The organism is Desulforapulum autotrophicum HRM2, from assembly GCF_000020365.1.
GTDB lineage: Bacteria > Desulfobacterota > Desulfobacteria > Desulfobacterales > Desulfobacteraceae > Desulforapulum > Desulforapulum autotrophicum.
In genome coordinates, this window is the sequence record NC_012108.1 from 3,775,608 (window position 1) to 3,791,214 (window position 15,607).

The following is a 15,607-nucleotide window of genomic DNA, read 5'->3' on the forward strand; positions in this document are numbered from 1 at the left end:
CATGTTTCTGCCAACCACACACAAAGAAATGCAAACCCTTGGGTGGGAATGTCTGGATGTTATTTTTGTCTCCGGCGACACCTACATCGACTCACCCTATACAGGTGTTGCCCTGTTGGGAAAACTTCTGGTTGAAAAGGGATTCAGGGTCGGGGTCATTGCCCAGCCGGACATCACCAATGATGCAGACATCAAACGGCTTGGGGAACCAAGACTCTTCTGGGGCGTCACCTCGGGGTCAGTGGACTCCATGGTGGCCAATTATACGGCCACAAAAAAATGGCGAAAAAGCGACGACTATACCCCAGGCGGAATGAACAACCGTCGACCGGACAGGGCCGTAATCGCTTACACCAACCTCATCCGCCGCTATTTCAAGGGCACCTGCCCCATTGTCATCGGCGGCATAGAGGCAAGCCTGAGACGAATTGCCCACTTTGACTTCTGGTCCAACAAAATTCGCCGATCCATCCTCTTTGATGCCAAGGCCGACATCCTTGCCTACGGTATGGCCGAAGCCACAGTGGTCGAACTTGCCCGGGCACTGGACCAGGGCCGGGATGTCACAAAGATCAGGGGACTATGCTACATTTCAAAAACCATTACCAATGGTTATATCGAACTTCCCTCGTTTGAAAAAAGCGCAGCAGACAAACAAGAGTTCTCCAATGGCTTTCGCCTGTTTTATGCCAACAATGATCCGGTCACGGCAAAGGGCCTGGGCCAGCAGCACGGGGATCGGTTCCTGATTCAGAATCCCCCCCAGCCCTTTCCTTCCACCCCGGAGATGGACGAGATTTACAACCTTGAGTTTGAGCGGGAGGCCCACCCCTTTTACACTCAGGCTGGAAAGGTGAAGGCCCTTGACACCATCCGGTTCTCCATACCCACCCACAGGGGATGCTATGGAGAATGCAACTTCTGCGCCATTGCCGTGCATGAGGGAAGAACGGTGAGGTGGCGAAGCAGGGAATCCATCATCAACGAGGCCAGGGCCTTGACCCGCCACCCCAGGTTCAGAGGCATCATCACTGACATCGGGGGACCCACGGCCAACATGTACGGATTTGAGTGCAAAAAAAAATACGACAAGGGTGCCTGCCCGGACAAACGCTGCCTTTTTCCCAAGGTGTGCCAGAGCCTTAAACCCGATCACAGCAGCCAGATCGAACTGCTAAGGCAAATTCGCACCGTCCCAGGCGTAAAAAAGGTCTTCATCGCTTCAGGCATCCGCCAGGACCTGATATTTGCCGACAAAAGCCATGGCATGACCTTTTTAAAAACCGTTGTGGCCCACCATGTGTCTGGCCAGATGAAAATTGCCCCGGAGCACACGGAAACAAAAATCCTTGAGCTCATGGGAAAACCGGATTCAGCGGCATTGATAGAGTTCAAAGCACAATTTGACAGGCTGTCAAAGGAAAACGGAAAACAGCAGTTTCTGACCTACTACCTCATTGCTGCCCACCCCGGATCCACCATGGAAGACATGAAAAAACTCAAGCAATTCTGCTCGACAATCCTTAAAATAAGACCGGAACAGACCCAGATTTTCACCCCCACCCCCTCCACTTTTTCAACCCTGATGTATTACACAGGGACAGACCCCTTTTCTGGAAAGCCGCTGTTTGTTGAACGTAATCCCCTGGCAAAAGAAGGTCAGAAAAACATTCTCACAGGTAATAGAAAAAGAAAATGAGCTTTGCGAAAACCCGGTGTGCCATTCCCATGATCCACTGGATCCACGGGATCAAGACAGCCCTTGCTGCGGGCCTCTGCCTGGGCATAACGACGTTTTACCACCTTGACTTTGGATACTGGGCCGTGATCACCACGGTCATTGTCATGCAGGTTTATGTGGCGGATTCCATCCAGATGTGCCTGTACCGATTCTCTGGAACCATCATCGGTGCTGTTCTGGGCATTGCCTCCATTCTGATTTTCCCGGACACTCCGCTGTACCATTTCCCGGCCGTCATGGTACCCGTGGGCATCCTGAGTTTCATGACCCACTACAATACACGCTACAGAATGGCAGCCATCACTGCCGTCATCATCATCATGACCGGGATTTCAGCCCCCAACCAGGTGAGCTTCGCCTTGTTCAGAATTATTGAAATCACCATTGGCCTATTCTGCGCCTTTTTGGTCTCCGTGCTTGTCTTTCCTGTTCGACTGGTGGATGTCCTCAGGGAAAACCTCAGACAACAAACCCTGGAGTGCTGTGAAAAATACGATATCCTGGTTGCCGCCTTTCTCAACGGCCAAGAACCCGTTGACAAGGAACTGCTGGCCCCTTTGGGCAGCAAGGTGTGGAAAAACCACGAGCTGTTTGAGAATATCAGGCACCACGAAGCCCTGATTTATCATAAAAAATTCGGCAAAAACCTGAAAACCATTGTCGCATCCATGGATACGGTTATTGAGCACCTGAAAACCATGGTTCGAAACCTTAACGCAACTACGGAATCCGGTTTTGACATCCTCATGAAAGACGAGCTCAGGGGGCTTGCCCAGGCAAGTCAAGTCGCATTAACGGCAATGGTTGAAAACAGTCCAGACTTAGGGATTCAGGGCCTGGCCGATGCCCTTGAACGTACAGAAAAAAAACTTCATGCGTTGCGGTCAAAAGGAGTAACCACTCGGTTTGACCTTCACAAGCCTGTCCAAGTGTACAGTTTCTACCACGCCATGCACTACCTTGCCCAGGATCTCATGCAATCCCTTGAAGCGATCAAGGAAAATCAGCCCAGCGCCTTAAATTAGGGTATCCCCATTACAACTTTTTTGTAAGCATTAAAATCACTCCATCTGCTCCATACTGTGGTGGCGATGGTATATATATTCCTGAGCTTGATTGATTTGATCTATCTTTTTGCCATTATCAACTCAACTTTCGGGGGTTGGCAAAATTAGCTGGATCAATTGAAACTACGATCCAAAAGATGATATATTTGAATCCTTCAACCATGCAACGGGGGAGAAGACATTGACTTCGCAGTAACGTCCCTGCCTTTGGATCGTGTATCCGTGGTGATGTCGTTTCCGATTGATTATTTATGCCATTTTGGGAAAGTATCACTCTTCTCGGGAAAGGAATTTCTATGCCTTCCTGGTCAAAGGTTTTTTTGATCATTTCGCGCAACTCAAATGCCACCCGTAAATGGCAGCTTGGGCGGACCTTGGTGAGGGTTCTGATCAACAACTCCGATTCACCAAATTCTTTAATACCTTTGACTTCTAACGGTTCAAGAACATTCAGATTCTTTTCTTTAAGTTGAAGGCCCGTATCACTCAAAACCCGGAAAACATGGTCCAGATCCGAATCATAGGCTACACCAACCTCAACAACAGCATAGGTATAATCCTTCGAATAATTCACCACCGAATTGATCTGGCCGTTTCTGAGTATATGGAGCTGTCCGTTGGGATCTCTGACCATGGTAGTTCGAATGTGAATAGCTTCAACGATTCCGCGAGCCGATGCAGTTTCAATATAGTCGTCTACCAGGAAAAGACCCTCAAAAAGGATGAAGAAACCGGAGACGAGATCGTTGATAAGAGATTGAGCACCCAGCCCGACAACTATACCCAGGACTCCGGCGCCAGCCAGAAGGGGCAGAGGATTAATGTCAACAGCTCGCAGCATGAGCACAAATGCAATAAAATAGATGCCATACTGCAAAAGTGTTTTAATAATCGGCACTAAGGTCTGTTGCTGTTTGTTAGGGCTTCCTGCAATTTCATCAGTTGGCAGCATGTATTTGTCAACCAGAAGATTGACGACCTCAACCACCATACGGGCAATAAAAAAAATCCCGATTATTTGAACAAAAGAAGGACCAAAAGAGGCGAATTGCGCAATAAAATTCACCTGCAGCATAACCAGTGAAGCCGCCCAGGCATAGATGATATATTCCAGGCATCTTCGTAAAAGGGGCATCAGTTCACTAAAGCGGTTGTACCAGTCCAGATAGCTTTCACGATACCAATATTTCTTACTCAAGGCCTCAAGGCTGTCGACTGTGGCGGTGGCCGCCCTAACCACCAGAAACCCGATTGCAATTATCAGATAAATTTTAAAGGTAACAAAAAGTGCATTGTTAACCGTCGGGGGTAAAAACAAGGAATGAGCCGCATAAAGAATAACCAAAAACCAGATGCTGTTTTTTAATAACTGGCGAAGCTTTGTAAAAAAAACCGGCAATACTGGCATCATTTGACTTCAAATGCTCATAGGATTTAGCCATATCTTCGGCTTTGGACAGTAATTTCAACAGCTGTTTGATGGCATAATGAGCTAGGATGGCAAGACCAATGGCTTTACCAATACGTATAAGCAGTTGAGACCAGAACCCGACGGGGATTTTTGCCAAAAGAGATAGAATATGCTGGTAGAGCGAGAGTGTGTGCTGGTAGACATCAATTTGTTTGTACAGAAGAAATCCATTATAGCCCAAGACAGTCAGGCAGGTGAAAATGCATAAAAAAATTACCATTGCCTTAATTCTGTTCTTTACGCTTTCGGATAAACCAAGATATTTTTTTAGTACGGAGATCGAACCCATGCGGATAAAAATGAAACGGACGATTGTGGCTGCAAGAATAAACCACAGAACAAGTAAAATAATTTCAACACCAATAAGGGTTAAAGACCGTGTAAAACCATCAATACCTCGCAGAATGTCCATTTTTATTTCTCCGATTGATGCTACGTTAACATATGGTACAAATTATCAAATGGACCTTTACCAAACGGTAAGTTCACAGGTTTTACGGGCTGTTTTCGCAACTCTATCAAACGTGTTGCGCACGTACGACATGGCCGTGAACTAATGGAATAAAGCCCCCTGCGTATGTTTCTTTGTTAAGGTCATAGGCTTAACAGGAAAGACTGATTGAAGGCAAAAACGTCGCCGAGGGGGTGTGTCAATTAGCTTGACCGGTCAAGACAGCGTTTTTAGAACTAAAGAATTAATCTTTTGGGGTCTCACAAGATTGAGCCCTGAATTCACCCCATCTGCTCCATGCTGTGGAGGCGATGGTAAAACCCCCTGTTTTTCATCAATGATTCATGGTCGCCCATCTCGGTGATCCGTCCCTGCCTGAGTACAATGATCTTGTCAGCTGTAACGGCTGACCTTAAGCGATGGGCAATGGTGATGGAAATACGGTTCTCCTTGAGTCGGGCCGTTGCCAGCCTGATTTTTTCTTCAGAATCCGTATCCACATGGGAGGCAGCTTCGTCAAAAATGATCAAATCTGGCCACAGGGCAAAGGCCCTGGCAATGGAGACAAGCTGGCGCTCCCCGCTGGATAGCAGGGTTCCGCCCTGGCCAACCCGGGTGTCAGCTCCGTTGGGAAGGTTCGCCACAACAGAGTCCAAATGGGAGAGTTCCAGGATTTCCTCAAATTCTCCTGGTTCCACGGATCGCCCAATGGGAATGATGTTCTCCCTGATGGTTCCAGAAAAGAGATAGGGATCCTGGCTGATCAGGGCAATTTTTCCCCTGAGGGATGATGTCAGATAAGTGTCTATCTTTCGGTCGTTGATAAGGATTTCCCCTTGGGTTCTGGGATAGAGCTTGACAAGCAGATGGGTCAGAGAAGTCTTACCCGAACCCGTTGGCCCCAGGATTGCGAGGGACTCACCGCTTTTAACTGAAAAACTCACGCTTTCAAGCACGGGCTGATCCGGCTCATAGGCAAACGAAACATCTTTAAACTCTACCGTATGAATGCCATCGAGCTCCAGACTTCCGGTCTGCTCTTCCTCAGCCCGGTCCAGAATGTGAACGATGCGCTCCCCAGAAGCCAGGGCATTCTGAAGAATGTTATGCTTTTCAGCAATGTCCCTGACCGGACGAAAAAACATCCGGGTATAGGAGATAAAGGCCACAAGGGTACCAAGACTCATCCCATCGGACACCACGCGCCCACCACCGTAAAAAATGACAATTGCAAGGGTCAGTGAACCAAACAGATCCACAACGGGCATGAACAGGCCATAGAGCTTTATCTGCGCCATGCCGGCCATGTAGTTCTCGTGGTTGAGATTCTTAAACATCTTCTGGGAACGCTCTTCGCCCGTGAAGAGCTGGATCACCCGGATACCGCCGCAGGATTCAGAAAACATGGCGTTGATCCCGGAGATCTTTGCCCGCATGAGCCTGAACACCTCCCTTGATCTGCCGGAAAAAACCATGGTGGTCCAGACCACAACGGGCAGAATAACCATGACGGCGACGGCGAGCCTGAAATCCATATACACGAGGATAACAAGCACCCCCACCAGGGTAAACATATCACTCATCACAAAGGTAATGATGGTGGTGAACATCTCCTGCATGTTTTGAATATCATTGGTCACCCGGGTTGACAGGCGGCCGACGGTGTTTTCCGTAAAAAATGACATGGGAAGTTTCTGGATGTGCCGGTACACCTCAATACGAAGATCGTGCATGGTTCTCTGGCCGGAAAGCTCCATCACCAGAATCTGAAAAAAACTACCCGCAAACCGTGCAAGGGCGATCAGCACAAGCACCACCCCGGCCATAACCACGCCCTTTAAGCGAATGCCCACAACGGCCGAAGACCCTTGTTCCGGAACGATATAGAGATCCACTGCCATTTTAGTAATATAGGGAACGGCCAGGTCCAGCAGGGAGAGAACGAGCATCAGACCAATGGAAAAAAGGATCATTCGGCCATTTTTTGCAATATAGGGAATGAACTGCCTTATCAGGCGCAGGTCCCGGCCTTTGCCGGGTCTCTTATCAACCCTTGCCTTCATGATTCACCCCCTGACTGCATGACCTGGGCCCTGGCATAGTATCCGCCCTGGGCCACAAGCTGTTCATGGTTACCGGACTCAACAATCCTGCCCTTATCAAGGACGATGATGTTGTCTGCCCTGCGAAAGGCCTGAAACCTGTGGGAGACAATGATCACGGTAATGGAGGTGGACAACGCCTCAATGGTGTCGATGATGCCTGCGGCAGTCCTGATGTCTACCTGGCTCACAGGATCATCCAGGATCAGGATGGGGGCCCGTTTGAGAAGCGCCCGGGCAAGGGCGATCCGCTGCTTCTGGCCCCCGGAAAGCATCACCCCTTTCTCACCGATCATGGTGTTGATCCCCTTTGGAAACGATTCAATGGTTTTGGTCAAACCCGCCATTTCAATGACCCCATTGATCTGATCCTGCCCGGCCAGTGCATCTGCAAGTTTAAGGTTCTCAAGAATGGTACCGGAGAAAAGAAACGGTTCCTGGGGCATGAACGAAATAAAACGCCTCAGACAATGGATATCGATATTTCTGACATCCATGCCATCAATCAAAATGCGTCCTGAATCCGGGTCATAGATTCTTGGAATAAGACCCACCAGGGTTGTTTTCCCTGCTCCGGGCGGCCCTGCAATGCCAAGGATGCCACCGGGGCCTGCGGTCACGCTGACATTGTCCAGGATCCGGGTTCGATCTTTGCCGGATCCGTGGTGAAATACCAGGTTCTGGATCTGGATGTTTCCTGTAATTTTTTGAGGGGTCAGTGCATTGTCCATGTTTCCCATGGCGACGGAGGTATTCAGAATAGTATTAATCCTGTCAATGGAAACCTTGCCCCTCTGGATCATATTCGTCACCCATCCCAAAGCCATGACCGGCCAGGTCAGAAGGCCCAGATAGGCAATAAAGGCCACAAAATCACCCGGAGAAATCGTTCCTTGAATAACCTTTCGACCGCCCAGTCCCACAACAACGGCAAGGCTGATGCTCGTCAACAGGGTGACCATGGGAAAAATCAGTCCCCTGAGGCGAACAAGGTGCATGTTTGCGTCCACATGGGCTTGGGATTCCTGGGTAAGACTGAGGGTCTCTGCATCCTCCCGGTTAAATGCCTTGATGACACGTATTCCGGCAAACCGCTCCCTGGAGGCCTCCATGAGCCGGGAAAAGGACTCTTGAACAGCCATGTAGGCCAAAAAAAGGCGTTTGCTTAAAATCTTTGTAAAAATGGCGATAAAGGGCATGGGGAAAAGGGCCAGAACAGTCAACTCAAGGTTGATGTATCCCATGAAGACAACCGCGGTCAGGCCCAGGACAACGGTGTCGGTCATCCCCACAAGGCCCATGCCAAGGGCCATCCTTATATTGGTAATATCGTTGGTTGCATGGGCCATGATATCACCGGCACTTACCCTGTCAAAAAAGGGCGCCGGCATGGTGATAACGTGGTTAAACAATCGTTCCCTGATCCCCTCTTCCACCCGCCGGGCCGTCCCCATGATGCAGTAGCGCCAGCTGAACCTGAAAACACCTATAAAAATGGCAGCCAGAAGGATGTACCCCCCATAGCGCAAAAGAGCCCCGGCATCCAGGGAGGAGGAAGCAATACCGTCAATGGCACGCTTGACAATTCTTGGGATAAAGAGCTGGAGTAGATCCACAACAAGCAGTGAAAACAACCCCGCTGCAAGGTAAGCCCTTCGTTCAATAAAATAGGGTCTGATCAACTCAAACGGTCCCAACACCACCTCCCTTCCCTTAAAATAAAATTTCAGATTAACGTAACTTTCATCTATTCAAGATCAGTTTTTGTAAAAATTGTCAAACCAAAACCGGCACGGCGGATTGGGAAAGCCGGCCTGGAAACAGACTTAAAAAATCACGGGACTGTTTTGAGTCTGAAGATATTCTTCCACATGAATGCCTGGGTCACATCCCAAATCATAGTCCGGCCAAGGCCACAAAGGCGCTGGGGTCTTCATCCTGGTACTTTTCCTTAATTTCCCGAATTTGCTTTTCCACGGCAAAAAAAGCGTCCACCACATGGGGAGCAAAGTGAGTCCCCCGTCCCTCACGGATGATGGCAAAGGATTTTTCATACGAGAATGGATCCTTATAGGGTCGACGGGAGGTCAAGGCATCGAACACATCGGAAATAGCCACGATCTGCCCCACCAGGGGGATTTTCCTGCCGGAAAGTCCACGGGGATAACCGCTGCCGTCCCATTTTTCATGGTGGGTCAGGGCAATAATTTCAGCCAGACGCAGATGGGGACTGTTCGCCCCTTCCAGGATGCGGCCACCCATGGTGGTGTGCTGTTTCATGATCACCCACTCCTCCGGGGTGAGCTTCCCCGGTTTGAGCAGAATCCGGTCTGGAATGCCGATTTTGCCCACATCGTGCATGGGGGCGGCATGGAGGATACGGGTGCAGGTGTTCTCTCCAACCCCCAGGCGACGGGCCACGGCCGCTGAATAGTTGCTCATGCGTTTGATGTGGGCCCCGGTGTCCTCGTCCTTGTATTCAGCGGCCATGGAGAGGCGATACACCGTATCCAGAGCAGCCACTTCCAATCGAGACATGGCCATTTTAAGATCCCGGGTCCGACGTTCCACCGCGGCTTCCAGCTCCTTCTGGTAGTTCGTCATGTGATCGTGGTAAGCTTTGACTTTTACCAGGGAACGGACCCGGGCCGTCAGTTCGGTTTTATCCACGGGCTTGGTCAAAAAGTCATCAGCTCCGGCTTCCAGGGCTTTCACCCGGTCCGTCACCTCCCTCAGTGCCGTGACCATGACAATGGGAACAGATCTGGTTTTTTCCCGGGATTTCACCTGCCGGGCCACCTCATAACCGTCCATGCCGGGCATCATCACATCCAGTAAAATCACGTCCGGTGAGATTTTCTCCAGCAGTTCCAGAGCCGCTTCACCGTTTTCCACAAGCTGGACCCGGTAACCCATGGGAATGAGCAGGGCTTCCATGAGACGCAGGTTGCGGGGCTCATCATCAACCACCAGTATGGTGGGAGAACCTGGGATATCCATCATTGTTTACTTTCCTTTTGTGTCTTTGAAAGTTGTTCTTCGGGATGCAGGCTCTCCTCATCCAGGGCCAGGGGAATAGTAAAGTAAAAACAGCTTCCCTTTCCCAAACCGTCACTATGCACCCATATCCGTCCTTTGTGCATCTCCACAAACCGCCTGGCAAGGGAAAGGCCCAGGCCGGTGCCAGGAGATTTATCAGAAATGCCTCCTTCCACCTGGAAAAAGCTTTCAAAAATTTTATCCGAATGCCCGGAAGTCAGGCCGGTGCCCGTATCCCGGATGCAGATTTCAACTCCAGGTACACCCGGCTGGGTGCAGGTCCGCAAGGAATCCGGCAGTGGGGTATCCTTTAAGGCCATGTTGGATGGGAGACAGACATCCGATACAATTTTACCGGTGATGGTGATGGTGCCACCCTTGGGGGTAAATTTTGCGGCGTTGGAAAGCAGATGGTTAAAGATCTGCTTGAGTTTGACGGGATCGGAATGAAGATGAATTTTACTGAATTCTTTTGGCAGATCCCGGATCAGCCGAATCTGTTTTTCTTTGATCATCGGCCCGATGGTTTTCAGGGATTCGCCCATCACCGAATCAAGGGGGGTGGGGACGGGTAAAAACCGCATCCAGCCTGCCTCCACCTTGGAAAGATCCAGAATGTCGTTGATCAGGGTCAACAGATGCCGTCCTGAATGAAGGATGTCATTCACGTATTCTGCCTGTTGCGGGTTCAAGGGACCGAAAAACTGATCCAACAAGACCTCGGAAAATCCGATGACTGCGTTCAGGGGAGTACGCAACTCATGGCCCATGCTGGCAAGAAAATTACTTTTGGCAATGTTGGCTTTTTCTGCTTCAATTTTTGCGCTAAGCAGCCGTTCTTCAGCTTTTTTACGCTGGGAAATATCCTCCACCACAGAGATGAAATAGCGGGGGGTGCCGTCGGAGTTACGCAACAGGGATACGGTGAGATTGCACCAAACAGGATAACCGTTTTTGCTGATGTAGCGTTTTTCCATGGAGTACCGGGAAATTTTACCGTCAATCACCTGCTGAACCAGGTCCAGATCTGCATTCAGGTCTTCTGAATGGGTGATCTCCTGGAAGTTCTTCTGAATCAACTCCCTGAGCCCATAGCCCCAGATTTGGCAAAGCCGTTCATTGATTCGGATGAACTTTCCTTCAGGGGACACATGGGCGATGCCAACGGCCGCCTGTTGAAAGGTGCTGCGGAACCGGGCTTCGGATTTATACAGAGCCTTGTCCACCTTTTCCCGGTGCAAGATTTCCTGTTTCAGCTGGTCATTGGCCTGGGAAAGGCTCTGGGTCCGTGTTATCACCCGTTCTTCCAGCACCTCATTGGCCTGCTTAATTTGCCGATACAGCTGCATGGTGTTGATTTCCACGGCAATATGGGCGGCAAACACCTCCATGAGTTGAAGATCCTGGGAGGTAAACCCTTTGGGATACTCGCTGTTGCTGAGATAAATGGCGCCTAACAGCCTATTTTTATAAAAAATGGGAGTGCCAAGAAAAGAGTTCATGGGGGGGTGGGTATGGGGAAAGCCTTGAAAACGAGGATCCCGGGTCATGTCTTTGACCAGGATGCTTTTCTTTTCCTGGAGCAATGCCCGGATCAGTCCGAAACGTGGAGGACATCGGGGGATGGCCTGGCGGGTATCAAGGGAAAACCCCACGGAAAAAAACTCGATGATTTCTTCACCATCCCCGGTCAGGCCAATGGCGGCATATCTGGCCTTGATGAGATCCTTGGTCGATTCCAGGACCTGGGTGAGCATTTTTTCCAGATCCAGACTGCCGGAGTGAAGACGGGTGGACTGGAGAAGGCCGTCCTTGAGGATGAAAAAACGTTTGTGGAGTCTTCTGTCTTTTCTGCGTATCACCACATGCCGGGCAGCGACCCAGGACACCAGGGTGCCGACCCCAATGAACAGAATCAACATGAACACAAGACGAAAATTCTGGGAGCGCAAACCTGCCTGAATATTCGCCCGGGGGGTATGGTAAATAATCTTCCATGTCAATGGGTCCGGGCCTTCCATAAATGTTGCCTTGAAATCAGGACTGCCTTGTTTCAAGAAAGTACTGCATTCCCGCACCGGATAAAAGGTGGTAAAGGAAAAAAGGCCCTTCTGGGTCATCACCTGCCCGCTTTCCCCATGGGCGATGGCTTTCTCCCATGCCTGGGGGAAACGATTTTGAAAGGTAAAATTTGATCGTTCTTTGACCATGAAGCCCCATTCCATTTCCGGCTGATCACTGAGAAGCCAGTATCCTTTCCGGTTAATCAAGTGGGGATTGATGGGAATGACCCTCCTTGGGGTGGTGTGCCGCATACGTTCAAGAAAATATTTCCCCTTGTAATTGAGGATGACCAGTCCCCGGTATTGACCGGCGGTATTGTAAAGGGGGGTAGCAATGCGGAGCATGGGATTAAAGGGGCGTTCAACAATATGATTTTCCACGTTCAGGTCCAGGGGAGATATGTAAACACAATCCAGGGGCAGCTTCCGGGTCTCTTCCACATAATAGCGGTGGGCCTTGTTCTGCAGGTTCTCCAAAGGAACCTGGAAGGCTGCATCCCCTGTGCTCTGGATGCGTATTCGTTCCATTCCCCGGTGGTCGATGAATCGAATCTGATCATATGCCATCTTATGCCGGGCCATGGACAGGGCCAGGCTGCCAAAGGGCTGCAAATCCACGGAATCACCCTTTTCAATGAACCGGTCCAGGCTCTGCTGGTGGGCCAGCACCATGAGATCCGAAGTAATGGAACTGAACATATCTGCCATGACGGCCTTGTGGATGCCCACCTCTTCCCTCTGGATGGTTTCCATCTGAAGAAAAAATGACCGGCGCTGGGCCAGGTACTGGGGAAGAAAGAGCACAAGGGCAAGAAGAAGGCAGAGACTGAAATAGATCAGGAAGAATCCCCGTATCTCCTTGAACCGGATGGTCTGTTCCATATGGGGCATGGTCATTTTAAGAGGCATTAAAGAAACGATCCACCAGTTCAATGAAGCTCCGTGTGTTAATGGGTTTGCTCATATAATCGTCACACCCGGCTTCCAGGATGGCTTTTTCATCTCCCTTCATGGCCCATGATGTGAGGGCTACCACCGGAATGGAACGGGTTTCCGGCATTTCTTTAAGCTTCCGGGTGGCTTCCAGGCCATCCATCACCGGCATCTGAATATCCATGAGAATCAGCTGGGGCCTGTATTTTAAGGCAGATTCAATGCCGTCAAGGCCGTTGACCGCTTCCACTGTGCGGTATCCTTTGTACTGAAGCAGATCCTTTACCAGTTTGGTGCTTTTTTCATTATCTTCAATGATCAAGATTAATTTATCGTTCATGTATCTAATAATCCTTGATGTGGGGAGTGGTGACCGCCGGACATCATCACGGCTCCGGTATAACTTCGGGTGATTCCTGTAAAAGCAGCACCTGTTCCAGCAAATCGTCCAGAGTGGCGGTGTCCTTGTCGGCAAAACCGGCAACCCGCAGGGGAAGGGACTGTTGGGTGGAAAAGGTATTCATGATCCGGGTAATGCGCTCACAAAACCGAGTGCCACCAGAGGTATCAGTTTCCTGGAGGACAAAGACAATACTGTCCTTGAGATTAAATTCCGCGAAATCGTGACTGCGGATGGTCTTTTGCAGCGCCCTGCGCAGGTCATGAAAGTCAGGATGATGGATATCCTGCCTGGGCCAGGCCCGGCAAATACTATAACTTCGGTTATGGCGACTGGACAGGGAATGGGTCCGCTGGAGGTGTATCAGCAATCCATTATCTGGAGAGAGCCGTTCCCATTGCTCTTGGGCACCACACAAAGACAAGGCGACAGGGGTTTTACCTGAAACGGTCATAAGTGGCATCAGAAGGGTAAAGCGACTGCCCTTGTCTGGTCCTTCACTGTGGGCCATGATGGTGCCGCCATGAAGTTCCGCCATTCTTTTGCTCAGGGGCAGCCCCAGGCCAGTACCGGGAGTGCTGGCCCGGATGCCCGCCAGGGTCTGATAAAACTCTTCAAAAATATGGGGCAGGTCTTCGGAAGAAATGCCGATACCGGTATCTGCAATGCTGATGATCAGATGCGGTTGTTTTCCCACCTGCCCGGTGGCCTTCTGCATCCAATCCGGAAGGATGTCTGTGCCTGGGATGGGATCTGGATCCAGTACCATCATTTCGATGGTGATAGTGCCACCGTCCGGGGTGAATTTAACGGCATTGGAAAGAATGTTAAAGATAATCTGTTTGAGCTTTCGCTCATCTGCGGCCAGGGTAAGTTTGTGACACGTCTCCTTAAAATCGGTTTTCACCGTGATGCCGTGACAGGCTATTTTTTCCTTGAGCATGACCAGACCGGTTTCAATGGCATCCGACACCTTGACCGATTTGATCTCCAGCATCATCTTGCCGGCCTCCACCTTGGACAGGTCCAGAATATCGTTAATCAGGGACAAAAGATGCTGGCCAGCGCCAAGAATGTCGTCGAGGTATTCACTCTGTTTGTCGGTCAGAGGACCGAAAAAGCGGTCCTGCAGCACCTCTGAAAAACCAATGATGGCGTTCAGGGGAGTGCGCAGCTCATGGGACATGCTGGTCAGAAAGTCGCTTTTGGCAATATTGGACACCTCCGCAGCTTCCCGGGCTTTTTCCAGTTCCTGCAGTATCCGCTTGGTTTCAGTGACATCTTCCTTGACCGCCACATAATGGGTAATATTACCCCTGGCGTCACACAGGGGTGAAATGGAAGCATGTTCCCAGTACAGGGTACCATCTTTCTTCTTATTGCAGAATTCTCCCCGCCACTCCTGTCCCTGGGACAGGGTCTCCCACATCTCCCGGTAAAAAGCTTTAGACTGTATATCGGAATTGAGAACCCGGGGGTTCTGCCCTAAAACCTCGGATACGGTATATCCAGTGACTTCACAGAACTTGGTATTGACATATTCAATGGCGCCGAAGGCGTCTGTAATTACCACAGAGGAGGGACTTTCTTCCACGGCCCGGAGGAGTTTTCTGATCTCCTCTTCCGGGCGACCGTTCATAAAAAAAGGGGGTGTTGAATGGGCAGTCGACGCTTCCGTTGTATCTTCAAGGTTGCAAAGGCGGCAGGAACAGGTTCCTGCAGGTTGTGACACTTTTTGGGACACCGGTGGACAGGGGCTGTCTTTGGAAGTGACACAGAGAAGATCCAGCACACCAGCCGGCGTATCTGCCTGGATCAGCAGATTCTTCACAGTGGCTTTCATGAATCCCTGATCCATGGCATGGTTCAGAAAGCCGGTAAGCCTGTCCCAATAGTGATTGATGTTTAGAAGGGCACATGGTTTTATGTTCAATTCCAGAGCGTTGAGGGAGAGTACTTCAAACAGCTCCTCCAGGGTACCGATTCCCCCGGGCAAGGCGATAAAGGCGTCTGAAAGCCTTATCAAGAGGCGCTTGCGCTCCTGCATGGTGTTCACCACATGGAGCCTTGTCAAACCAGAATGAAATTTTTCCTTTTCCTTGAGGGTCTGTACTGTGACTCCCACCACCCGGCCTCCAGCCGACAGTACCCCCTCGGCCAGTTCTCTCATCAACCCGGTATTGGAGCCGCCGTAGACGCAGGTGATTCCCCGACGGGCAAGCTCACGGCCCATGTCCCGGGCCGCATGCCCATAGAGCGGATCTGCACCGTCATTGGACCCGAGAAAAACACAAATGGATTTCATAAATGCACTATACTCCATACAGGAATTAAATAAAG

At 50.3% G+C, this 15,607-nt stretch carries 10 protein-coding genes; 2 read left to right on the forward strand and 8 right to left on the reverse strand.

Annotated elements, in window-relative coordinates; translation table 11 throughout:
• The first annotated feature begins 1 nt into the window (after window position 1).
• Together HRM2_RS16455 and HRM2_RS16460 are read left to right on the forward strand one after the other, a co-directional pair.
• Window positions 2–1,699 carry a YgiQ family radical SAM protein gene (locus tag HRM2_RS16455; RefSeq protein ID WP_015905170.1) on the forward strand — a complete coding sequence of 566 codons (1,698 nt, stop codon included), beginning with the start codon at window positions 2–4 and terminating at the stop codon, window positions 1,697–1,699.
• Window positions 1,696–2,766 (forward strand): FUSC family protein, encoded by a 1,071-nt coding sequence (locus tag HRM2_RS16460; protein ID WP_015905171.1) that lies wholly within the window; start codon window positions 1,696–1,698, stop codon window positions 2,764–2,766. The genes HRM2_RS16455 and HRM2_RS16460 overlap by 4 nt, the downstream gene beginning before the upstream one ends.
• A gap of 118 nt (window positions 2,767–2,884) precedes the next feature.
• On the opposite strand, the gene HRM2_RS16465 is transcribed toward HRM2_RS16460, so the two are convergent.
• From HRM2_RS16465 to HRM2_RS25440, 8 genes are all read right to left on the reverse strand, one after another.
• A complete protein-coding gene (locus tag HRM2_RS16465) occupies window positions 2,885–4,219 on the reverse strand; it encodes a mechanosensitive ion channel family protein (protein WP_015905172.1) in 1,335 nt (444 codons plus the stop codon).
• Window positions 4,104–4,691, reverse strand: coding sequence for a hypothetical protein (locus HRM2_RS27145; protein WP_015905173.1), 588 nt, complete (start codon window positions 4,689–4,691; stop codon window positions 4,104–4,106). The genes HRM2_RS16465 and HRM2_RS27145 overlap by 116 nt, the downstream gene beginning before the upstream one ends.
• A 320-nt stretch (window positions 4,692–5,011) precedes the next feature.
• Window positions 5,012–6,793, reverse strand: a complete 1,782-nt coding sequence (locus tag HRM2_RS16470) for an ABC transporter ATP-binding protein (protein ID WP_015905174.1) — start codon at window positions 6,791–6,793, stop codon at window positions 5,012–5,014.
• On the reverse strand, window positions 6,790–8,532 hold the full coding sequence (locus HRM2_RS16475; RefSeq protein WP_408605320.1) for an ABC transporter ATP-binding protein: 1,743 nt from the start codon (window positions 8,530–8,532) through the stop codon (window positions 6,790–6,792). The genes HRM2_RS16470 and HRM2_RS16475 overlap by 4 nt, the downstream gene beginning before the upstream one ends.
• 196 nt (window positions 8,533–8,728) lie before the next feature.
• Entirely contained in the window at window positions 8,729–9,835 is a 1,107-nt protein-coding gene (locus tag HRM2_RS16480) for a response regulator (RefSeq protein ID WP_015905176.1), read from the reverse strand.
• Window positions 9,832–12,825 (reverse strand): GAF domain-containing sensor histidine kinase, encoded by a 2,994-nt coding sequence (locus tag HRM2_RS25435; protein ID WP_232364055.1) that lies wholly within the window; start codon window positions 12,823–12,825, stop codon window positions 9,832–9,834. Before HRM2_RS25435 ends, HRM2_RS16480 begins: the two co-directional genes overlap by 4 nt.
• A gap of 7 nt (window positions 12,826–12,832) precedes the next feature.
• Window positions 12,833–13,207: a response regulator gene (locus HRM2_RS16490; protein WP_015905178.1), complete on the reverse strand. Its 375-nt coding sequence runs from the start codon at window positions 13,205–13,207 to the stop codon at window positions 12,833–12,835.
• Between the two features lie 46 nt (window positions 13,208–13,253).
• Entirely contained in the window at window positions 13,254–15,572 is a 2,319-nt protein-coding gene (locus HRM2_RS25440) for a TIGR00730 family Rossman fold protein (protein ID WP_015905179.1), read from the reverse strand.
• Window positions 15,573–15,607: the final 35 nt, after the last annotated feature.

What these genes read in the sequence shown, in the direction of transcription:
- HRM2_RS25440 (WP_015905179.1), bottom strand. Translation starts at nt 15,572, where the DNA reads ATGAAATCCATTTGTGTTTTTCTCGGGTCCAATGACGGTGCAGATCCG.
- HRM2_RS16465 (WP_015905172.1), bottom strand. Translation starts at nt 4,219, where the DNA reads ATGATGCCAGTATTGCCGGTTTTTTTTACAAAGCTTCGCCAGTTATTA.
- HRM2_RS27145 (WP_015905173.1), bottom strand. Translation starts at nt 4,691, where the DNA reads ATGGACATTCTGCGAGGTATTGATGGTTTTACACGGTCTTTAACCCTT.
- HRM2_RS16460 (WP_015905171.1), top strand. Translation starts at nt 1,696, where the DNA reads ATGAGCTTTGCGAAAACCCGGTGTGCCATTCCCATGATCCACTGGATC.
- HRM2_RS16490 (WP_015905178.1), bottom strand. Translation starts at nt 13,207, where the DNA reads ATGAACGATAAATTAATCTTGATCATTGAAGATAATGAAAAAAGCACC.
- HRM2_RS25435 (WP_232364055.1), bottom strand. Translation starts at nt 12,825, where the DNA reads ATGCCCCATATGGAACAGACCATCCGGTTCAAGGAGATACGGGGATTC.
- HRM2_RS16470 (WP_015905174.1), bottom strand. Translation starts at nt 6,793, where the DNA reads ATGAAGGCAAGGGTTGATAAGAGACCCGGCAAAGGCCGGGACCTGCGC.
- HRM2_RS16480 (WP_015905176.1), bottom strand. Translation starts at nt 9,835, where the DNA reads ATGATGGATATCCCAGGTTCTCCCACCATACTGGTGGTTGATGATGAG.
- HRM2_RS16455 (WP_015905170.1), top strand. Translation starts at nt 2, where the DNA reads ATGTTTCTGCCAACCACACACAAAGAAATGCAAACCCTTGGGTGGGAA.